Origin of the sequence: Halalkalibacter oceani (assembly GCF_023715605.1) — a bacterium.
In the GTDB taxonomy this organism is placed as follows: domain Bacteria; phylum Bacillota; class Bacilli; order Bacillales; family Bacillaceae_D; genus Halalkalibacter; species Halalkalibacter oceani.
Genome location: NZ_JAMBOL010000011.1, coordinates 20552 through 40656, shown reverse-complemented (window position 1 = coordinate 40656; position 20105 = coordinate 20552). Strand labels below are relative to the sequence as shown.

Sequence of the window (20105 nt, the reverse complement as noted above, 5' to 3'; positions counted from 1 at the left end):
AATTACGATCGATATTTCGCTTCACAGCGATAGATCCGCATTCCTTTTTCTGAGAACTTCTGCTCATATTCGGTCATGACGTTTCCCTCAAAATTACTTGCGTGAAGATCAAGGCTGACCTGCTGCAGCTTCATTCCGTAATTGGCGAAGCTCTCTAAAGAAAATTCAAACAGCTTCTGGTTATCTGTTTTAAAGTGAATCTCGCCTTCAGGCTTCAACACTTTTTGATACATTTGTAAAAAACCTTCATGGGTCAGCCTCCGCTTCGCATGCTTTTTCTTCGGCCACGGATCGGTGAAATTGATATAAATTCTATCGATTTCTCCCTCTGCAAAAAAATCGAGCAGATCACTGACATCCTGCTTTAACAGCTTGACGTTTTCCCGACCGGCTTCCTTGACTCGTTCTAAAGCCGTGATTATCACGCTGTCGTACTTTTCAATTCCAATATAATTCACATCCGGATGGAGACCGCCCATCCCGGTGACAAATTTGCCCTTTCCCGTTCCAACTTCGACATGAATCGGATGCACATTTCCAAAAATGTCTTTCCAGTTCCCTTTTGCCTCCGCCGGTGCCGGAATAACAATCTCCGGATGGCGTTCCAATTCCTCACTCGCCCAAGGCTTATGACGTAAACGCATTCGTACCCCTCCACTTACTAGTATCTTACATATCTTTTTTATAAGCTGCACAAGCTAGTGATAAATGTACAAGGAGTGACAAGTATGCCATTATCATCAGCCGACAAAATACAGCTTTTAAAGGATATTTTGCAAAATCAAGCTACTGAACAGTATATGACGATTGATGAAGCTGATCAAATTGAGCAGCTTCTGTCTCATTTATCCGTGGATGCTTCCCTTCAGCCTGCCGTCCAGCAAACGCTGCAACAAATTCAGCAGCTTCACGAGAAAAATACCGAGCCATTCCAGCAGAATGATGTCGAGCAATGGCTAACGAACCTGTCAGTCGACTAATTCGACGGGATCATTGCCTATTCCCCAGGAAATAAAAGAAGATAATTGCTGGATTTTGCGCTGCAAAAAAGGTTGTCTCAACGGGTAAGCGGTAACCCTGCAGAGACAACCAGCACTTTGACACGTGAAAAACTATAAGCGGTTTACTAAAAGGCTCTTAATATAATCCTTCAGTTGTTCAACCTGTTCATACTGCCTCCGTTCAAAATGCCAAAGAAGCGAGGAAATCGATTGCGCAACAACATACCAGTGCATGCGTTCCTGAATCGAATCTCCCAGATCCAGTCCATATTGCTTCAGCCAGTCGTCCCAGCTTTCTTCTGGAACATACGAATAAAGGAGCAGACCAAGGTCTAAAGCCGGATCAGACACCGTCGCCCCGTCCCAATCAATTAAGTATAACTGCTCTTCCTCATCTAAAATCCAATTGTTATGATTAATATCGCAGTGACAAACAACAACATGTTCATATAAGACGCGCTCAAGCTGCTCTACCAGGTAGTTCATTCCGAGTTCAATAATATCATTTTCAATCAGATTCTTTTGCAGCTGTCTCCTTAGGTTCTCCACAAATACATAAGGAGTGAGAGGCTCATTTCCGATTCGTTTAAACATATCGAGCAATTCACTGGAGCCGTGGATTTTCGCTAATAAAGCGGCGACGCGGCTTTCTTTCATCTCCACCGCCTTCAGCTCTCTTCCTTGCACCCAGCGCTGGGCAGTCACGACGTCCCCGTTCTCTAACCGCTTTGTCCACAGCAGCTTCGGCACGATTCCTTCCGCTGAAAGAACGGCTAAAAAAGGTGACGAGTTTCGTTTCAGGAAAACAGTCTGTTCACCTTGCTGGGCTATATATGCTTCACCTGTTGCGCCTCCAGCTGGTTGAACCTTCCAGCCATCTCCTAAAAAATGTTCCACCCAATTCACCCTCAATTTCTTCAGCTTTGCCTTTGTACCGCCCGCATTTTTCTACCTCTGCTTCGTAAATAGAGAAAGCAGAGCTGCAACCGCAAGGCTCTGCTCAATTTCCTTTTACGCACACTAACGTCGATAATGGTTGAAGATACGCACAGTTCGAACCAATTATATATAATGGTATCAGAGATGCGCCCTGATCGTCAACGACAACTTGCCAGCCTCCCCCGCCTGGCAGCTCGATTTTCTGTTTATCTGTCGTCGGGTTATGACAGACGACAATCTCCTCCCACTGATCATACTGCCCGACCTGGTCCAAATGATAGACGATCCGCTGATGATCAAGACATAAAAAGTGGAAATGCCGCTCGATCAATTGATAGGAAGGCAGCCGCAAAGCCGGATGTTGACGGCGAAGCGCAATCAGTCCTTTTATATACTCAACATTTTCCTGAAATACTGCTCTTTGTTTCCAGTCAATTTGATTGACCCAGTCCGGAGAACGGTAGCTGTTCTCCACCCCATATTTCGTGCGAAAAAATTCCTGACCCGCCTGCAAAAAAGGAACGCCCTGGGCCAACAGTACAATCGCGCATGCGAGGCGATGCCGCTTGCGTAATTGACGCTCATCTTCATAGGGGGCTGCCACCTTTAATTTATCCCAAAGTGTATGATTGTCATGCGCCTCCACGTAGTGAACCGCCTGCCGCGGCTTGGTGAAATAAGCTTGACTTCCTTTGAGGCCGTCCTCGATCGCTTTCAGTACAGCCGGCTTTTGCTCAGATGAAACATAGCCGGAGGAGGAGCTTGAAAAGGCATCTCCTTTTATCGCATCGCGAAAACGATCCGCAAAGAAACCAATTGCCGGAAGATTCTCCGCCTGGTTCACACTCGCTTTTTGTTCCGCGGAAAGCGCCGTCGGTAAGTCCCACCCTTCACCGAGCAGGAAAAGATTCTCTGCCCGTTTCGATGTTTCAGCCGAAATCTGCTTCATCGTTTCGACATCAAGAATTCCCATTAAATCAAAGCGAAAGCCGTCTACTTGAAATTCCTCAAGCCAGTAGCAGACCGCATCAACGATCAGCTTCCTCGCCATCTTTCGTTCCGAAGCAATATCATTCCCGACGCCGGTTCCGTTGCTGATCGCTCCTGAAGGGTGGTAGCGGAAATAATAGCCCGGCACAAGCTTCTCCAGCGCCGATTCCTCCCAAATGTGGACATGATTAAACACCATATCTACAATCACTTTTATACCGTGGCGCTGAATGCTCTGAATCATCAATTTAAGTTCTTGTATCCGGCAGTAGCCGTCATACGGATCGGTCGCGTAGCTTCCTTCAGGCGTAAAAAAATGAGTCGTATCATAGCCCCAATTATAGGCTTTCTCCCGATTGCTTTCATCGATACTGCCGAACTCCTGCAGAGGCAGCAGCTCCACATGAGTAATGCCGAGCTCCTGTAAATAGGAAAGTCCTGTGCTGAGCCCGTCACGGTCATGAGTTCCTGTTTCCGCCAATCCGGCATATTTGCCTTTCTGACGGATGCCGTTATGAGGGTCAATCGTAAAGTCCCGGATATGAAGTTCATAAATGAGCACTTCGGTTTCATCCGCTCTCTCGGGCGGAAAAGCGGCCGGCCAATCAGGAGGATTCGTTTTTTCAAGGTCTCCAACCATCCCACGCTCCCCATTTACGGATAGAAAGCGGGCATACGGATCGACCACGCGCTGGCGCCTGCGGTTCACGGTGACTTCGTATTCGTACCATTTCCTTTCCAGATCGCCCTGCACCGTGACGCGCCATATCCCTTTTTCTCCTCTTTTACAGACGTACTCCGTTCCCGACTGGTCGTACCATTCGTCAAAGATATGCACCGTAACCGCTGTCGCTGTCGGGGCCCAGACGGCAAAGCTTGTTTTTGCTTTTTCATAACGAGCGCCAAGCTCAACAGCTTCCTCCGCGAACATCTCATCAAAGCTTTCCGTGCGCACAACCTCTGTAATTTGCACATAGCAAGCCTGATCGAGATGAACGACAAACGCATCTTCACCGAACGGAAAGGCATCGAGAAGCTCCAATTCGATCTCCCCCTCCTGCTGACTGGCAACTGTCAGCGGCAGCTCCTTCGTTGCAGTCGTAAGCGTCCAGCCGACCGGTTGGAAAGAAGTCAGACCGGCGCCTTTAAGTTTTATTTGAAAAGGAGTAATTAGCTCAGCAGAATGAAATAGACAATTGACAAGTGGCGGGTTCTTTTGCTTCAATGATGGAGGCCCCCTTCCTTCTGTTACTCTGTTATTGTAAATTATGAAGTAGCCCGGTTATTCGTTCAAAAGAAGCCGGAGGGGAAGTAGCAGAAAAAAGGATTGAACTTACTGGAGGAAAAAGATGATACATGAAACAACCCCATTACGTGCACGTTTATTAATTTCTTGTCTCGATCAGCCTGGAATCGTTTCTGCTGTATCGAGCTTTCTGCATCAACATCAGGCAAACATCGTCCAATCGGATCAATATTCTACCGATCCCTCTGGAGGGATGTTCTTTATCCGCATCGAGTTTGACTTATTTGAGAATGGATTGAAATTTGCCAACGTGAAAAAGGCGTTTGCCGAAGTGGCGGACAGCTTTAAGATGGATTGGCAAATGGAACTCGCTTCGCGCAGAAAGAAAATGGCGATTTTTGTTTCCAAAGAAGATCATTGCCTGCTTGAGCTTTTATGGAAATGGCGGGCCGGCGAGCTGAAGGTTGACATCCCGCTTGTGATCAGCAACCATGACAGCCTGCGCCAGGAGGTCGAAGGATACGGCATTCCTTTTTACCATATTCCGGTCACTAAGGAAACAAAACATGAAGCCGAGGCTGAAGCGATTCAACTCATCAACCAGCATGAAGCAGATTTCATCGTACTTGCAAGGTATATGCAAATTCTATCGCCCGCCTTTGTCGGTACGTTTCCGAAACGGATTATTAATATTCATCACTCCTTCCTGCCGGCCTTTATCGGGGCAAATCCATACGCGAAGGCCTTCGCGCGTGGGGTGAAGCTCATCGGCGCAACCGCCCATTACGTCACCAATGATCTGGATGAAGGACCGATCATTGAACAGGACGTGCTACGGGTCAACCATCGTTATACGACTGATCAATTGCGGGTCGTCGGACGGAATGTGGAACGAATCACCCTTGCCCGAGCGGTTATGTGGCATGCGAATGACCAAATTATCGTCCATGGAAACAAAACGGTTGTTTTTTAAATAACAAAAAAAAGCCTGTCGACATAGTCTCGCAAAAGCGAGACGGTCGACAGGCTTTTTTTGTATAAGGATTTGTCGCGCCCCCGGCGCTTCACGCTTTCCGCATTGAACTCATTTCGCAGAAGCTAAGCAAAAGGTAAAAAACAATCCTTTTTTATCATATGATAAACGATTTCACATTTTAATTCATTTTCTTTACCTCATCATTCACATGATGAAATTCCTTCGTGGTCATCGGCGGTTCAAGAATAATAAGATGAGCGCTTTGCTGAACCTCCGGGAGCTGCTGCTCGCCGTGGCGGCGGATCCATAAATAAAGAGCTTCCTTAAGTCCATCCTTCGCTTCCCGGACCGTATCGCCAAAGCTCAGACACCCGTCAAGCTCTTCCAGCTCAATCATGATTTCCACTTTCCCACACCAATCAAAAACCTTTCGTACTCTCCATTGGAAATCTTCCGGATGAAACCCATCCCGAAGTAGTCTGCTCTCTCTGGTCAATGTATCTCTCCTTTGCTAGTCTGCGCGTTTCCTCCCGACATTTTTGCCTTCCTTGCGAGCAAGTGCCTTCCATACGAAAAAGCGCTTCTCAAAAAGGCCAAAAGAAAAGGCAGCGGATTCCTGCTTGCACACAGCAAACAGGAAAGAATACCGCTTCCCTTGCTTTACCGATCGTGCAAACTTCACTCGCTGCTTCGGGTAAGGGTCAATAAGGAATCCTCCCTCATTTGACACATACCCTGACTCACGTAATTTGTATGCCTTGCTTATTATACGGATTTTGTCCGCTTATTTCAATTGCTCATCAATGAATTGTTCATCATCTTCTTGCACGGTCTCACTGGAAACCGTATGACAATAGGACAGAATCGCCGCTGTCACCTTCATCTGCTGATGCTTTAAAGGAGACGGGTGCTTCCGCAAACGCTGATGCCAGGCGTCGAAGCCTCTCCGGTCAATCAGATCGAGCTTCGCGCCTTGGAGCTTATGATCAATCATGCTCGAAGGGGACAATACAACCTTCCGGATCGGATAGGACAATCCTGCTTCTTCCAAAATGGTTGTCAGCACCCTCGACATCCGTCCCAATGAGATGAGTGGACTGACTCTTTTCTTACGCGTTTTATCGACATATTCGATCCAGAACCTGTCAGAGCTCGCTTCAAACACACTCAGTTCACTGCCTTCGAGCATCGTTAAGCAGATAATTTCCGTCGGACTGATCAACATAATATCAAGCTCAATCGGAGCTTTTTTCATAAATAGAACGGGCTTATATAACAGGAAGTAGTTATCAGGAATATGCTGGCAAAAAAAGCGCAGCCATTTATCTGCTTTATAACGGGGATGAAGGGTCGATTCCTCGAGTAAAGACGAGCTGGCCCACCTCAGCTGAGATTTGTACAGTTCATCGAGAAATTCCTGTTTCACCTGTTCAAGCGATTTTGGCGGCAGTTCGTCGTCCGAAGGCGGGGCTTCCTCCCATGGATCCTCTTCAACCGCTGACCGGCGCCATCCTTTCAGCCGTTGAAGCGCTTGTGAGAAGATGCCCTCTCCTTTCGATCCAGCCTCTTCCTCCTCCGGCTCATCCTCCACTTGCAACGAAGGATGCCGGGCCTGCTCCCATTCAGACTTCACATAATACCAGCGTTCTTTTTTCATTCTTGAAAACTGACTCGGGTAGCGATGTAAGTCAAATTGGTACCGAGAGATGTAATCTTCTAATTTTATTAAATGAGCCACACCCGTACCTCCATATCTAATCGTGTGATACCTGTCGCGCGTTTCAGTAGTGAGTTGTCTTGTTTGATCGTACCATAGCCGCTAGTAAAAAAGAAAGACAAGCATTGGCCCCATGACGGAAACAATGATCGCGCTCAAAGTCATCGCCACCGAACTGGCGGCTCCTTCCTGTTCACTGTTTTCGATAGCTTTAGCCGTCCCAATCGCATGGGAAGCGCTCCCTATCGCCACCCCTTTGCTCACGTCATTCTTAATATGAAACCATGTAAAGCAATAAGGCGCGAGGACGCTTCCGCCTACTCCGGCGACCATCACCAGCACAGCGGCGAGCGGGGCGATGCCCCCGAGCGTTGTCGCCATATCCATCGCAATGGGAGCCGTCACGGACTTCGGCACAATCGAATAGACAAGCTCCGCGTCAAAGCCGCCCCACTTCGTCAGCAGAAGGCCGCTGGTCATGCCGACAAGCGCCCCGATGAACACACTGACGACGATCGGCCAAAAGTAGTTTCTGAGCATCTGCATTTGCTTATAAAGCGGATAAGCAAGCGCGACCACCGCCGGCCCAAGCAATTTTTCCAGCCATTGGCCGCCCGTGTAATACGTTTCAAATGAAATTTGAAAGAGTAAAAGAAGAAGGATAAGGATAATGGTGCCGACTAACACCGGCAGCATGAATGGATAAGGAAAGCGCCGGTACAGCTCTTTCGCCCCTATGTATGCCGCAATTGTTGCTGAGATAGAAAGTAAGATTTGTAGAAAAAGCATATCTATTTCTCTCCCTTTTTCATGAGAAACGCCTGGCTGGTCAGCCCTACGATCACAAGGACCATAACCGTGCTGATTAACGCAATAACAATAAGAAAGACTCCTTTTCCGGCAAAAACATCCAAAAACTGCAAAATACCGACAGTTACGGGCAGAAACAGCAACGGCATATGCCGCAGCATAAAAGCGGAGCCCTCTTCGATAAAGCGAACCGGAACAATTTTCGTACTAAGCAACGTAAACAACAGCAGCATACCGATTATGCTGCCGGGAATAAAAAGATCAAAAGCCTGCTGAATCGAGCAGCCAATAATGTAAAAAACTGTCAATAACGCAATATGCCAAATGCCATTAATCACTTTCATGTTGAACTCCTTTTAAAGAAAAAGCTTGATACGTTTTATATTTTGGTTCCTGCTGAACATGACTTTCATAAAGAATAATTTCATTAACCTCCCAGCTCTGCCCATTCCTGAGCGCTAGACCGTCGCCATTGTACTCCTCATCGCCAGCCCACTTCCGGGCAAGTGTAAGATGAGGGGCATACGGACGCTGATCGACCGCAAAGCCGAGCGACCGGCAAAGATCAGCAAGCTGAGACTGATAGACAGCGAGCTGCTGGCTCGCTTTTACACCGACCCAAAAAATTCGCGGCTGTTTTTTTTGCCCAAAGCTGCCTGATTGAGACAGCGTTAACGAAAAGGGAGCCCAATTTTCAACGAGGCTTCTGCCATGCTGAACGAGCTCATGGAGCTGCTTCTCTGTGCACCCTCCAAGAAAAACAAGCGTCAAATGAATATCATTCGGGTGAACCCACCGTTGGAATTGAAGCTGGCCACTCTGCCTGGCCTCCTGATGTAAAGCTGACTGTATGAGCTGCGGCACCGGCACTGCCAAAAAATAATGCGGCTGCATTTCCTTCACCATCCTTCTGTCTCTTCTATTGTAGCTGACGTTCGAGACGCTGTCTTTACTTTTGTTTTATTTTCCCAATTATCTCGCCTTCTTTTCCTATTAATTAAATAGGAAATATCGCTAAAGGTATGATAAACTAAGGATAGTCTTATCATTTACAGAGGAAGTGGATTTATGACCGTGGTAAATAATATTGCTGACCTAATTGGAAACACGCCGCTCGTTCGTTTGAACCGGCTCCCTGCTTCTGACGGCGCTGCTGTCTACTTAAAACTCGAAATGCAAAATCCGAGCGGAAGCGTGAAAGACCGCGCGGCATTCAATATGATCATTCAGGCAGAGAAGGATGGCCTGCTTACACCCGGAGCAACAATTATCGAACCGACAAGCGGAAACACAGGAATCGGACTGGCGATGAATGCCGCCGCCAGAGGCTACAAAGCGATTCTTGTGATGCCGGATACGATGTCTGCCGAACGGATTAACCTGTTAAAAGCATACGGCGCTGAGGTTGTGCTCACGCCCGGTGACAAAAAAATGCCTGGTGCCATTGAAAAGGCGCACGAGCTTGTAGAAGAGATTCCGAACAGCTTTATGCCGATGCAATTTGAAAATGAAGCCAATCCGGATGCTCATCGCCATACGACAGCGCGGGAGATTAAAGAAGCCCTTGATCAAATAAATAAACAGCTTGCCGCCTTCGTTGCCGCTTCCGGAACAGGTGGAACGATTACAGGAACCGGGGAAGAACTGAAAAAGTTTTATCCAAACCTCTCCGTCCACGTCGTGGAGCCGGCCGGATCACCCGTCTTATCAGGAGGAAAACCGGGACCTCACAAGCTGGTCGGAACGAGTCCGGGCTTTATCCCGCCAATCCTGAACGAACAGGTCTATGACGAGATTCTAAAAATTGAAGATGAAGACGCCTACTTCATTACACGCGAATTAGCCCGTAAAGAAGGCATCCTCGTCGGCCCGTCTTCAGGAGCTGCCTGCTTCGCCGCGTTGGAAGTAGCGAAAAAACTCCAGCCGGACGAAGTCGTCGTCGCGATTGCCTGCGATACCGGAGAGCGCTATTTATCGACCGATTTGTTTCGATTTGAATAATTGGGCGAAGTTTAAGTAAAGAAAAAAAGTGGGCAAAGCCGTTCGCTACTCGAGCTTGAGACAAAACGAGCTTTGGACCTACTGGCAATGGCTTCACACGCCACAAGCTTAGAGAGGCTGGAAAAAAGGTAAAAAACAGCCTTTTGTTCCAGCCTCTTTAAAAATATGCAGCGACTCCGCGCGTTGCTTCGGAGGTTGCCAAAAATCACTCTTTTTGGCAACCTCCTGCCAGTTCATAAATCGCCTCGGCGTAAAGGGCGGTCGCTTTCAGCAGGTCCTCGATCTCGATATATTCATCTTTTTGATGGGCAACGTCCTTCCGCCCCGGAAAAAGGGGACCGAAAGCGACTCCTGTCGCCAAGGTGCGCGCGTAGGTACCTCCTCCTGTTGAAAGCAAGGTCGGCTCTTCGCCCATTTGCCTCTGATAAACAGCCTGTAACGTCCGCACAAGCGGATGCTGGGCATCGACATAGCTTGGCGTCATATGATCCTTCACCACCATTTTGGCGCCGTACTCGCTCATTTTCTGCTCAAGCCGCTGCAAACAGATTTGTCCGTCAACTGTCACCGGATAGCGGATGTTGAGGCCGAATCCTGCTTCTTTTTCATTCCATGTAAATAGGCTGCTATTTACGGTCAAAGGACCTGACACTTGATCCTCCATCGCGATTCCGAGCGCTTCTCCACGCCTATCATTGTGAAACAGACTCGTAATCATCTGCAAGTAGGAAACAGCCTGCTCCTGAAAGGAAAACGGGGCCAAAAAAGCGGCCAGCTCCACTCCGGCGTTACTCCCGGATTCCGGGGTCGAGCCATGAGCAGCGACACCTTCATAAATAAGGATTAACCGCCCGTTTTCAGCAAAAACCGCTTCCCCGTTATGCTGTTGCTCAAGCAGATGCTTGCGGAAAAGCCTTTCCAGCCGGTCAAGCTCGGCCCGCTCTCCTAGTATTTCGGCGCTCGCCCGGTCAGGCACCATATTCAGGCGTTCTCCAGCGGTAAAGCTACTCAATTCAAGCACCGAAGCCGCGCCTTTCTCTGCCTGCCATTCAAAAAGCACATCGGCGATCCCTTTTTCGGCATGAATAATCGGGAAATCAGCATCGGGAGCAAAGCCGACTGTCGGCATTTCCTCATGCTTAAAATAATGCTCCACGCAGCGCCAATCCCGCTCTTCATCTGTTCCTAAAATAAGCTGAACCCGTTTCTCTAATGGCAGCTCCAGTTCTTTTACCAAACATAATGCAAAGAAGGCGGCGATCGTCGGTCCTTTGTTATCAATCGCGCCACGCGCGTAAATGCGGCCATCTCTACTTTCTGCGGAGAAAGGCGGCGACGTCCAGCCTTCTCCTGCCGGCACGACATCGATGTGACAAAGGATTCCGACGCTCTCCTCTCCTTCGCCAAGTTCAACCTTACCGGCGTAACCGTCGATATTTTTCACCGAAAAAGCATAGCTTTCCGCTTTGTCCAGCAAGTACGCAAGTGCCTGATCAATCCCTTTCCCAAATGGCTGCTTTTTTGTGATCGTCGTTTCATCATATACGCTGTTTATTTGAAGGAATTCCTGCGTCATTGCAAGCAGGGCATCCTTTCTTTTTTCCACTTCCAATCGCCAGTCGATTCGTGTCATTTTGCTTTCCTTTTCCTTTCTTTTTAAGAAGTTGAGCATTCCGTTTTGCTTAATTTGTAGAAATATTGTAAAATATAAGCGTCGGAGATAATAACATTTGCCACTGTATTGATTCACATCGTTAATCACTACAACCTTACCCGTCTTCCTTGAAAAAAGCAAATAGAAAAGGGACAGGCCGGGCTTGTAGAATGCTCTCCGCATTGGTGGTATGTATGTTTTTTCCTGCCACTGCATAGACTGTAAGCAAGAGCCAATTCATGATTATGAATAAGGAGTGGTTTTTTGAAAACTTCAACTGATCGTATGCTGACTCGTATTAAGTCCATCTATCTCTACATTAAACAAAAGGAGATCGTCACAACGAATGAGTTAGTTGAAGAATTCGGTATAACCCAGCGGACAATTCAACGCGATTTAAATGTGTTAGAGTACAATAACCTTGTCGAGAGTCCGACACGTGGCAAATGGAGTGTTATTAAAAAGAAAAAAACTCGTGTGTCTTAGGTAAACGTCAATCATAAAGCAATACAACAAACAGCTAGTCCCGCTCAGGAGACTAGCTGCTTTTTTATTCCCGTCCAATCAGTTGGTCATATTCGGCTTCGGTCAGTTCACGATAGGCGCCTCTCTTCAGCTGCTGATCAAGCTTGAGCGGGCCGATCGCAATCCGCTCCAGCGCCGTTACTCTTTTTCCGACAGCGGCGAACATCCGCTTCACCTGATGGTACTTTCCTTCCGTAATCGTCAACGCCACTTTCGAAAGGTTGCCCCGCTCAAGAATGACCAGGTGAGCCGGCTTTGTCACATAGCCGTCCTCAAGCTCGACTCCCTTGTGAAAACAGCCGACATCTGCTTCCGTCACTTCGCCTTCCACCTCGGCCAAGTACGTTTTTTCCACATGCCGTTTCGGCGACATAAGCGCATGAGAAAACTGTCCATCATTCGTCAGCAGCAGCAATCCTTCCGTATCTTTATCAAGCCGGCCAACCGGGAAAGGGTCATAGAACACATCGTCCGGCTGCAGCAAATCAATCACGGTTTTATGCTGCCCGTCCTCCGTAGCTGAAATCACTCCTTTCGGCTTGTTCATCATGAAATAAATGAAAGGCTTATATTCCACTACATCGCCGGCAACGGTCACTTCCTGCCGGTCAGGATTCACATGCACCTTGCCATCCTTGACGATTTCCCCGTCAATCCGCACGCTGCCTGTTTTCAACAGCTTCTTCACATCTTTCCGGGAGCCGTAGCCCATGTTGGCCAGCAGCTTATCGATTCTCATTGCATTCCCTCCTGTTTTGAGGAACTTGTCTTAAAGGGCTTCCTCTTCAGCCTCAAACATATAGTGCTTCGTTCGCATGTTGACATTTAAGACGATCCCCATCGCCAGCATATTGGTCAAAAGGGCACTGCCCCCATAGCTGATAAACGGCAGCGCAAGACCTGTGATCGGCATTAAACCAATCGTCATGGCGATATTTTGAAAAACCTGAAACACGAGCAGCCCAATTACCCCGGCGACAAGATAGCTTCCGTACATATTGTTGCAGGTCAGCGCAATAATAATCATCCGATAGAACAGCAAAAAGTAAGTAATAATAAGAATGGTCGCCCCGATAAAACCGAATTCCTCACCGATCACGGTAAAAATGAAATCGGTATGAATTTCCGGAATGCGATCACTTTGCGTTTGTACACCCTGCATAAAGCCGCTGCCGTACAGCTGACCTGAGCCAATACCGCGAATCGCCATAACAAGCTGATAGCCGTAGGAGCCTTGATGTTCGTATGGTGCAAGCCAACCGTATATCCGCTCAAGCTGATGCGGTTCAATAAATATTGAAAAGATGTCAAAGTGATAATTATGGAGCCAGACTAAGCAAATGAGACCAGAAACTGCCGCTAACCCAAGAAAGACGAGAATTTTCCAGGAGATACCGGACATGAGCAGCATCGTCGCCATAATGCTGGCAATGACAAGCGCTGTCCCAAGGTCAGGCTGGGTCAAAATTAAGAAAAACGGCGGCAAACCAACGAGAAATACTTTACCAACAATCACTAAATCAGATTTTAAATCTTTTTGAGTGCGCTGGCTCGTTATTTTATAAAGCAGATGGGCCATAGCCATAATGACAAAGATCTTGACGAACTCTGAAGGCTGAATGTCCGTCACCCCTAAATTCAACCAGCGTGTCGCCCCGTTTCGAAAAACCCCTAAAGGGGAAAAGGCGACAAGTAACAGAGCAACAATTCCGATTCCATAAAGCGGAATCGAAAAATTTTTAAACAGATCATAATCTACAACCATCATACAAACCATCGCCACAATGCCGACGCCGAACCAGATCAGCTGCAGCTTGACATAATGCATCGGGTCAGAATGGTACTGACCCGATCCGCTATAGATGGCCAACAAACTAAAGCACATGAGCACAAACAGCAGAAAAAGCAACGTATAGTCCAACTGCTGAAAGCCCGATTTTCGTTCTTCCATTGTCGCCTCCATCTAGTGTGTACTTTATTATCGTTTCTACTTCGTTCTCTATGATTAAGAGACTGAGCGTTTTTCTTCCTTCATTTCTTCCAAGCGCCGCTGCCGAATTGTATTGCGGGAGATATTGGCCAGAATCGCAATCGAGACCAGCGTAATGAGAAGCGACGAGCCCCCGTTACTAACCAAAGGAAGCGGAATTCCTGTAATCGGCAATAGTCCCGAAACAGCACCGACATTAAAAATCACCTGAATCGCGATCTGAAAGACTACACCAAAAGCCAGTAGAGTACCAAACGGACTTTTGCAACGGGTGCCGATCAGGACCCCGCGAAACAGAATTAAAGCGTGACAGCCGAGCACGAATAAAATCCCAAAAATACCTAATTCCTCGGCGACAATCGCCAAAATAAAATCAGTGTGCGGCTCCGGCAAATAGAGCAATTTCTGCACACTTTGTCCAAGTCCCGTCCCCGTTAACCCGCCATGGGCAATCGCAATATACGATTGAATCAGCTGCATCCCGCTATCCCATGGATCAGCAAACGGATCGCGATAGGACGTCAGCCGCTCAACCCGATATGGAGCTGATAAAGCAAAGGCGGTGAACAAGCTCGCCCCGACAAGCCCTAAACCGATCAGGTGGCGCCACTTCGCTCCTGAAAAATAAACAAGCAGCAGCGTTACCATCATAATCGAGGTAGCCGTACCGAGATCGGGTTGAAGCATAATTAATCCAAAAACAAAACCGACGACAACGAGAGGGGGCATAACCCCTCTAATAAACTGATCAATATAAGCCTGTTTTTGCGAGTATACTTGAGCGAGATAAATAATAATCCCGATTTTCACAAACTCAGACGGCTGAACATTCAGTGGGCCAACATCAATCCAGCGCTGGGCATTATTGATTTCCACCCCAATACCAGGTATGAGCACAAGCACCAAAGACAGCAAGGACAACACAATAATTAATGGTGAAAGCTTTTTATAAAAGCGGTACGGTATATGCATGACAAACAGAAACACAAAAACAGCCAAACCAAACCATAACAGCTGTCGTTGAATAAAATAATAAGGATTGTCAACATGGTCCATCGCCCACACGTAACTTGAGCTATATACCATCACTAAGCCGAACCCAGCCAAGAGGAACGTCGTGATGATTAATAACCAATCGTTATCTTTTCGAAATGAATAGTTCATCGAGTCCTCCAACCTGTTTTTGCCCCAGTTGTTGAAAGGCCTATGGTAGCTTGCTCTATTATAGCAAACGATAGAATGAAGCAAAAGAGGCTTTCGTTGCCAACCATTGTCGAATGCGACCAGTATTTTGTCAGCTGTCCGTTGAAGTTAATTGGAAGGACTGTTCGTTTTCTTTAAAAAACGGAAACGGTCTCCGAGAATCTTGCCGGCTAAATGCGAGCGATAGCTGATATATAAATAAAGAACCGCTCCGGAACTAACCGTCACGAGCACGATCGCCAACGCATTTCCCCGTGACGTGAGCGGAAACCAGCTCTGCATGCCGACATTAATAATGCTGATCCCGATAGCCATGACAGCGGCAAAGAGAGCAATCAAGATCGCCCGTTTGATGATTAATGTGTAACGAAAGTGGGCAAACTTCCCAATCGCCCAAACGGTCACCGCAATCGAAACGAGATGACCCGCGTAGGTCGCCCACACTCCGCCTAGCGGACCGAATGCTTTTAAAAACGAGATATTTGTCACAAGCTTTATCACAAGCCCGGCCGCCAGCGCAATCACCGCGTATTTCTGCTTATTCATCCCCTGTAAAATCGCCGCCGTTACAGCAAACAAGGAAAAGAACAACGTAATACCGGCATAATAGCGCAACATATAACCACCAATCTCAAGGTCCTCAATCGAATAAAGCGTACCGAAGACAGGGTAGGCAAGCACTGCCAAACCAACCGCCGCAGGCACCGTCAAAAAGAGAATTACCTGATACGTCTGAGTGATTTGCCGTTGCAGCAAAGAATGATCCTGATTCGTAAATGATTTCGTGATTGTCGGCACTAGTGTGATCGACAGCGCTGTCGCCAGAGCCATCGGAATCAGGACAATTTTATGAGCGGTGGAAGTGAAAACAGCGAAATACGTTTCGACCTCAAGCTGACTGTACCCGATCGCTTGCAGCGTACGGTTAAAGGTTGCCGAGTCAATTAATTGATAGAGCGGAATCGCCAGTCCAACAAACGATAAAGGCAGCGCATAGGCAATCAGTTCCTTATACATCTCACGTAAAGAAAGCTGGTGATCGACCTTGCTTTTCTCGACCTCGGCCAGAATATTATCCTTGCGCTTCACCCAATAATAGAGAAGAACGCCCAGCCCGCCAAGAGCACCGACAAAAGCGCCAAAGGTCGCGAAACCGACGGCAAGTCCGTTGCTGCCATTCATCAGCTGCACGATTGAAAACGTCATCGCTAAAATAAAGAGAACGCGGACGATTTGCTCAACCACTTGGGAAACAGCGGTCGGCCCCATTGATTGAAACCCCTGGAAATAACCGCGAACAACCGACATCAGCGGGACGATGAGCAACGCCACACTCACCATCCGGATCGTAAAGACAATGTCTTCAAATGAGTTCCCTTCAGTGGCCGTCGGATCACTGACGACAATGGGCGCAATGACCGGCGCGAGGAAAAACAAAAGGAAAAAAGCGAGCAAGCCGCTGATTGCCATGAAAACGAGCCCTGATTTAAAAAGACGGTAGCCCGTCCGATAATCACCTAACGCGTTATATTTCGATACAAATTTTGAAACGGCAAGCGGCACACCGAGCGTCGCCAAACTCAGCAAGACGGTATATGGAATGTAGCCGTACTGATAAAGGGCAACCCCTGTCTGACCGACGATTGCCGTAAAAGGAAAAATATAGACAAGACCTAATATTCTTGAAGCAAGCGCCGCACCGCTTAACAGCATCGTGCCGCGGATTAATTTTGAATCTGCCATCCCCGATTCCTTCTTTCATTGATCCAAATAAGGTTTTGAAACGACCTGTCCATCATGAAAAGGTAAACGTCCCTCTGCATTTTACCATAGTCATCCATGGAATGCTTCCACCCGTTAAATAAATCGCTGAATAGACAAAAAGAAGAGGCTGAGTCAAAAGGTTGTTTTTTTACCTCTTGCCCAGCCTCTAAGCTAGTTTTGTCTCTGTTCTTTTGATCCTGGCTTTTCAACTATAAGCTTTGGAAATCTGTAATCCGAATTTTCTTTCCATGACCACACGCTATTTTCCTCTTTTTACAGCTTGCGGCGGCTGTTCCATCCAGCCTTTTTCAATCATAATCTTTGTCGCATCCTCAACGAATAAATAAATTTTCATTAATGATTTTGTGTAAACCTGGCCGATATCACGCCGCCCGTTCACCGCGACAGAATTTCCAAATGACCTTATTTTCATCATAAACATGTCCATTTTATGGTATAGCATCAGCCGGTCCGAGAATGGGGAAAAAGCTGACGTCGTGACAAGATGATCGAGAAACGCCGGCGACGGCAAATTTTCATCGTGCAGCTTTTGCATATAATTTTCAATGTCTGTTGTCGTGAACGTTTTTCCTCGTTCAAACAGCTTGCGAATTTGTTCATCTTTCACTACTTGGGCAAAAGCCAAAATCAACGCTTTACTCGTGACATTGTTTTCAATATTATCGTAAAAATGAGCAATCTCCAACGCGTGCATCGGCCTTACATGACCAAAAAAGCCATTTAAAAAATCCTTATGGACGAATTCGACTTTTTCCGGAGTCGGGATCAAAGGCGGCTTGATAATCAACCCTTTCTTCATTAACATTTCTTTCGTTTGATCGATTAAACTCATCGTCTCTTTCATACAATGGGTGAAAAATTCCTTCACATCCTTGCGGTAAACCAAAGGTACAGCGACATTGTAAATGCTCATGCCAGCCTTCGACGTGTATTTTAAATAATGAACATAAAATTCATCCTGAAATAAGCGGGGAGCACCTAAATTAATATCCTTTTCAGAAAATCCTTGCGGAATCGGAAATTCATCTTTTGTGAAAATGTCTTCAATCGTTCCAAGAAACTCTTCACTTAAGTGCAGCGCTTTTTGCAATAAAGCTTTGATTTCCTTATCCTCAACATGGTGAAGAAAATAAGTTAAAATGCATTTCGCCATGCTGTTTCCCATAAAGGTCGCCCAAAGCTTGCCCATCTCGACTGAGGTCAGCTTTTCTTCGGGCTTCATCTTATGTGACTTAAACGTAATCGGTTTCGGCCTCCCCATCATAACAACTCCTTCGCTCCATGTTTTACATTTGTTGCCGTTATTGTCCCCCGAGTAATGGTTGTTTTATGCATACACGGCTGAACAAAGCAAAACCCGCTTATTAGCGGAATAAGCAGGGGTTTTTGACTTGTTTCATTAAATGGTTGTGCTAACAGCAAAGAGCGTTGGCCAGCCACAGATAAAGAAACAGACCGGTTAACATGAACACAAGATACTTCTTCTTATTTTTCCCTTCCCGCAGCTCCCATAATGATAAAACAATTAGAATGATACCGGTTATTTTAAACAATGTAGAAGACAGAAAAGCTAAACCTGCTAAATTCATAAATCACCGCTCCCTCTCTTAATTCTACTAAAGCAACTATTATCAGGATCTCTGCCTTACTTATTTTTCCACGTTACCATTATTAAACTGGTTTCACAAGTTACATTCTGATAATTACGACTTTTTAGCTTTCGACTGTCTTCTTGCCCGAATGAATGGAAGAAGATATGATTAGAAACGATAAAAGAGGTTAAAAAAGTAAAAAGCTTAAATTTGCTGGCAGAAAGGTGTAGCAATATGCATGATGTAATTGTAATTGGAGGGGGCCCGGCCGGACTGATGGCGTCGATCGGCGCTGCGAGCCATGGCGCGAGCGTGCTCCTGCTTGATAAAGGTGACCGGCTCGGGCGCAAGCTGGCGATCTCCGGCGGCGGACGCTGCAATGTGACGAACCGCAGTCCGCTTGACGTGCTGATCGCCAATATTCCTGGAAACGGTCGGTTTATGCACAGTCCGTTTTCCGTTTTTAATAATGAGGACATTATTCAATTTTTTGAAGGGCTTGGAATTGAATTGAAAGAGGAAGACCGCGGTCGGATGTTTCCGGTTAACGATAAAGCCGCCACCGTTGTCGAGACATTGCTCGGACAAGTAAAAGCGCTTGGCGTCGAGATTCGTACGAACACGGCGGTCCGATCGGTGGAGTATACTGAAGATGCTGTCTCACAGGTGCTGTTAAAAGACGGCGGGCAGCTTCCGACGAAAGCAGTGATTATCGCCACGGGCGGCAAATCGGTGCCGCACACCGGCAGCACCGGCGATGGCTACCCGTGGGCGGAAAAAGCCGGCCATACGATCACCGAGCTCTATCCGACCGAGGTGCCGATTACGTCGGACGAGCCGTTTATTAAAGCGAAATCGCTACAAGGACTGTCGTTACGCGATATTGAATTAACCGTTTTTAATCCGAAAGGCAAGAAAATCATCACGCACGAAGGTGATATGATTTTTACCCATTTTGGAATTTCAGGGCCGGCTGCCTTGCGCTGCAGTCAATTTGTCGTCAAGGCGTTAAAGAAATTCGACACTCCTTCGATCCGGATGGAAATTGACCTTTTTCCACAGCAGTCGGAAGAAGCGCTTTTTCAACAGCTGCTTGCCAAAGCGAAGCAGGAGCCGAAAAAGTCGCTCAAAAACAATTTGAAAGGGTTCGCGCCCGAGCGCTTTTTGCTCTTTCTGTATGAACGGTTGCAGCTTGATTCACAGCTGCCTTCGTCGACTGTTTCTCATGACCATTGGCGCGCTCTTGCCCACAGCTGCAAGCATTTCTCCATCGAGGTGAACGGGACGCTTTCGATCGAAAAAGCATTTGTGACCGGTGGTGGCGTTTCAATCAAAGAAATAGAGCCGAAAACGATGCAATCACGCAAGAAAAACGGACTGTACTTCTGTGGAGAAGTGCTTGATATCCACGGTTATACAGGTGGCTACAATATTACGTGCGCCTTTTCCACAGGATACACGGCTGGGAAATCCGCGGCGGAACAGGCTATCCACAACTAGTATCCACATTGTCCACAAACAGAAGGCCAAACCTATACATTTTTTATACACAGTCATTTACTCATTATTTATCTAACGTAGAAGGCAAAGACTCTATTTTTATCCACATCTTTATCCACATAACCACAGGACGGAACAGAATTGTCCTCCCTATTCTGTTCTGGCTTTGTTCAGCT

The 20105-nt window shown here is 47.0% G+C and carries 20 protein-coding genes; 5 read left to right on the top strand and 15 right to left on the bottom strand.

The genetic code is table 11. From position 1 onward, the window contains the following. Window positions 1-2: 2 nt before the first annotated feature. On the bottom strand, window positions 3-644 hold the full coding sequence (gene trmB, locus M3202_RS12890; protein ID WP_251223747.1) for a tRNA (guanosine(46)-N7)-methyltransferase TrmB: 642 nt from the start codon (window positions 642-644) through the stop codon (window positions 3-5). 84 nt (window positions 645-728) lie between these two features. Between trmB and M3202_RS12885 the strand changes: the two genes are divergently transcribed. Continuing rightward, a complete protein-coding gene (locus tag M3202_RS12885; RefSeq protein WP_251223746.1) occupies window positions 729-980 on the top strand; it encodes a YtzH-like family protein in 252 nt (83 codons plus the stop codon). Between the two features lie 132 nt (window positions 981-1112). Here M3202_RS12885 and M3202_RS12880 read toward each other — a convergent pair whose 3' ends face one another. Next, complete coding sequence (locus M3202_RS12880) at window positions 1113-1898, bottom strand: phosphotransferase (protein ID WP_251223745.1); 786 nt, start codon at window positions 1896-1898, stop codon at window positions 1113-1115. Between the two features lie 103 nt (window positions 1899-2001). After that, window positions 2002-4155: a type I pullulanase gene (pulA, locus tag M3202_RS12875; RefSeq protein ID WP_251223744.1), complete on the bottom strand. Its 2154-nt coding sequence runs from the start codon at window positions 4153-4155 to the stop codon at window positions 2002-2004. A gap of 124 nt (window positions 4156-4279) precedes the next feature. Between pulA and purU the strand changes: the two genes are divergently transcribed. Beyond that, complete coding sequence (gene purU / locus M3202_RS12870; RefSeq protein WP_251223743.1) at window positions 4280-5149, top strand: formyltetrahydrofolate deformylase; 870 nt, start codon at window positions 4280-4282, stop codon at window positions 5147-5149. Window positions 5150-5330: 181 nt separating this feature from the next. Here the strand turns inward: purU and M3202_RS12865 are convergent, their stop codons facing one another. The 5 genes from M3202_RS12865 to thpR form a co-directional block, all read right to left on the bottom strand. Next, window positions 5331-5648, bottom strand: a complete 318-nt coding sequence (locus M3202_RS12865) for a type II toxin-antitoxin system HicB family antitoxin (protein ID WP_251223742.1) — start codon at window positions 5646-5648, stop codon at window positions 5331-5333. Window positions 5649-5936: 288 nt separating this feature from the next. Continuing rightward, window positions 5937-6890 carry a nuclease-related domain-containing protein gene (locus M3202_RS12860; protein ID WP_251223741.1) on the bottom strand — a complete coding sequence of 318 codons (954 nt, stop codon included), beginning with the start codon at window positions 6888-6890 and terminating at the stop codon, window positions 5937-5939. An 81-nt stretch (window positions 6891-6971) separates the two neighbouring features. After that, on the bottom strand, window positions 6972-7658 hold the full coding sequence (locus M3202_RS12855) for an LrgB family protein (RefSeq protein ID WP_251223740.1): 687 nt from the start codon (window positions 7656-7658) through the stop codon (window positions 6972-6974). A 2-nt stretch (window positions 7659-7660) separates the two neighbouring features. After that, window positions 7661-8023: a CidA/LrgA family protein gene (locus M3202_RS12850; protein WP_251223739.1), complete on the bottom strand. Its 363-nt coding sequence runs from the start codon at window positions 8021-8023 to the stop codon at window positions 7661-7663. Next, window positions 8010-8585 (bottom strand): RNA 2',3'-cyclic phosphodiesterase, encoded by a 576-nt coding sequence (gene thpR, locus M3202_RS12845; RefSeq protein ID WP_251223738.1) that lies wholly within the window; start codon window positions 8583-8585, stop codon window positions 8010-8012. Before thpR ends, M3202_RS12850 begins: the two co-directional genes overlap by 14 nt. A gap of 162 nt (window positions 8586-8747) precedes the next feature. Here thpR and cysK point away from each other — a divergent pair, with 162 nt between their 5' ends. Continuing rightward, complete coding sequence (cysK, locus tag M3202_RS12840; protein WP_251223737.1) at window positions 8748-9680, top strand: cysteine synthase A; 933 nt, start codon at window positions 8748-8750, stop codon at window positions 9678-9680. A 205-nt stretch (window positions 9681-9885) separates the two neighbouring features. On the opposite strand, the gene pepV is transcribed toward cysK, so the two are convergent. Further along, complete coding sequence (pepV, locus tag M3202_RS12835) at window positions 9886-11313, bottom strand: dipeptidase PepV (RefSeq protein WP_251223736.1); 1428 nt, start codon at window positions 11311-11313, stop codon at window positions 9886-9888. A gap of 285 nt (window positions 11314-11598) precedes the next feature. On the opposite strand from pepV, the gene M3202_RS12830 reads away from it, so the two are divergent. Further along, on the top strand, window positions 11599-11820 hold the full coding sequence (locus tag M3202_RS12830) for a DeoR family transcriptional regulator (protein ID WP_251223735.1): 222 nt from the start codon (window positions 11599-11601) through the stop codon (window positions 11818-11820). A 64-nt stretch (window positions 11821-11884) separates the two neighbouring features. Here M3202_RS12830 and M3202_RS12825 read toward each other — a convergent pair whose 3' ends face one another. From M3202_RS12825 to M3202_RS12800, 6 genes are all read right to left on the bottom strand, one after another. Further along, entirely contained in the window at window positions 11885-12598 is a 714-nt protein-coding gene (locus M3202_RS12825; protein WP_251223734.1) for a pseudouridine synthase, read from the bottom strand. Between the two features lie 30 nt (window positions 12599-12628). After that, window positions 12629-13810, bottom strand: a complete 1182-nt coding sequence (gene rodA, locus M3202_RS12820; protein WP_251223733.1) for a rod shape-determining protein RodA — start codon at window positions 13808-13810, stop codon at window positions 12629-12631. Between the two features lie 54 nt (window positions 13811-13864). Further along, window positions 13865-15013 carry a putative lipid II flippase FtsW gene (ftsW, locus tag M3202_RS12815; protein ID WP_251223732.1) on the bottom strand — a complete coding sequence of 383 codons (1149 nt, stop codon included), beginning with the start codon at window positions 15011-15013 and terminating at the stop codon, window positions 13865-13867. Window positions 15014-15160: 147 nt separating this feature from the next. Further along, the gene (locus M3202_RS12810; protein ID WP_251223731.1) at window positions 15161-16795 is read right to left on the bottom strand and encodes a putative polysaccharide biosynthesis protein; all 1635 of its coding nucleotides are present in this window, start codon (window positions 16793-16795) and stop codon (window positions 15161-15163) included. Between the two features lie 280 nt (window positions 16796-17075). Next, on the bottom strand, window positions 17076-18098 hold the full coding sequence (locus M3202_RS12805) for a DUF3231 family protein (RefSeq protein WP_251223730.1): 1023 nt from the start codon (window positions 18096-18098) through the stop codon (window positions 17076-17078). A 151-nt stretch (window positions 18099-18249) separates the two neighbouring features. Beyond that, the gene (locus M3202_RS12800; RefSeq protein WP_251223729.1) at window positions 18250-18426 is read right to left on the bottom strand and encodes a hypothetical protein; all 177 of its coding nucleotides are present in this window, start codon (window positions 18424-18426) and stop codon (window positions 18250-18252) included. Between the two features lie 237 nt (window positions 18427-18663). Between M3202_RS12800 and M3202_RS12795 the strand changes: the two genes are divergently transcribed. Continuing rightward, window positions 18664-19929, top strand: a complete 1266-nt coding sequence (locus tag M3202_RS12795) for a BaiN/RdsA family NAD(P)/FAD-dependent oxidoreductase (protein ID WP_251223728.1) — start codon at window positions 18664-18666, stop codon at window positions 19927-19929. Window positions 19930-20105: the final 176 nt, after the last annotated feature.

What these genes read in the sequence shown, in the direction of transcription:
- trmB (WP_251223747.1), bottom strand. Translation starts at nt 644, where the DNA reads ATGCGTTTACGTCATAAGCCTTGGGCGAGTGAGGAATTGGAACGCCAT.
- M3202_RS12885 (WP_251223746.1), top strand. Translation starts at nt 729, where the DNA reads ATGCCATTATCATCAGCCGACAAAATACAGCTTTTAAAGGATATTTTG.
- purU (WP_251223743.1), top strand. Translation starts at nt 4,280, where the DNA reads ATGATACATGAAACAACCCCATTACGTGCACGTTTATTAATTTCTTGT.
- M3202_RS12855 (WP_251223740.1), bottom strand. Translation starts at nt 7,658, where the DNA reads ATGCTTTTTCTACAAATCTTACTTTCTATCTCAGCAACAATTGCGGCA.
- M3202_RS12850 (WP_251223739.1), bottom strand. Translation starts at nt 8,023, where the DNA reads ATGAAAGTGATTAATGGCATTTGGCATATTGCGTTATTGACAGTTTTT.
- thpR (WP_251223738.1), bottom strand. Translation starts at nt 8,585, where the DNA reads ATGGTGAAGGAAATGCAGCCGCATTATTTTTTGGCAGTGCCGGTGCCG.
- cysK (WP_251223737.1), top strand. Translation starts at nt 8,748, where the DNA reads ATGACCGTGGTAAATAATATTGCTGACCTAATTGGAAACACGCCGCTC.
- pepV (WP_251223736.1), bottom strand. Translation starts at nt 11,313, where the DNA reads ATGACACGAATCGACTGGCGATTGGAAGTGGAAAAAAGAAAGGATGCC.
- M3202_RS12825 (WP_251223734.1), bottom strand. Translation starts at nt 12,598, where the DNA reads ATGAGAATCGATAAGCTGCTGGCCAACATGGGCTACGGCTCCCGGAAA.
- rodA (WP_251223733.1), bottom strand. Translation starts at nt 13,810, where the DNA reads ATGGAAGAACGAAAATCGGGCTTTCAGCAGTTGGACTATACGTTGCTT.
- ftsW (WP_251223732.1), bottom strand. Translation starts at nt 15,013, where the DNA reads ATGAACTATTCATTTCGAAAAGATAACGATTGGTTATTAATCATCACG.
- M3202_RS12810 (WP_251223731.1), bottom strand. Translation starts at nt 16,795, where the DNA reads ATGGCAGATTCAAAATTAATCCGCGGCACGATGCTGTTAAGCGGTGCG.
- M3202_RS12805 (WP_251223730.1), bottom strand. Translation starts at nt 18,098, where the DNA reads ATGGGGAGGCCGAAACCGATTACGTTTAAGTCACATAAGATGAAGCCC.
- M3202_RS12800 (WP_251223729.1), bottom strand. Translation starts at nt 18,426, where the DNA reads ATGAATTTAGCAGGTTTAGCTTTTCTGTCTTCTACATTGTTTAAAATA.
- M3202_RS12795 (WP_251223728.1), top strand. Translation starts at nt 18,664, where the DNA reads ATGCATGATGTAATTGTAATTGGAGGGGGCCCGGCCGGACTGATGGCG.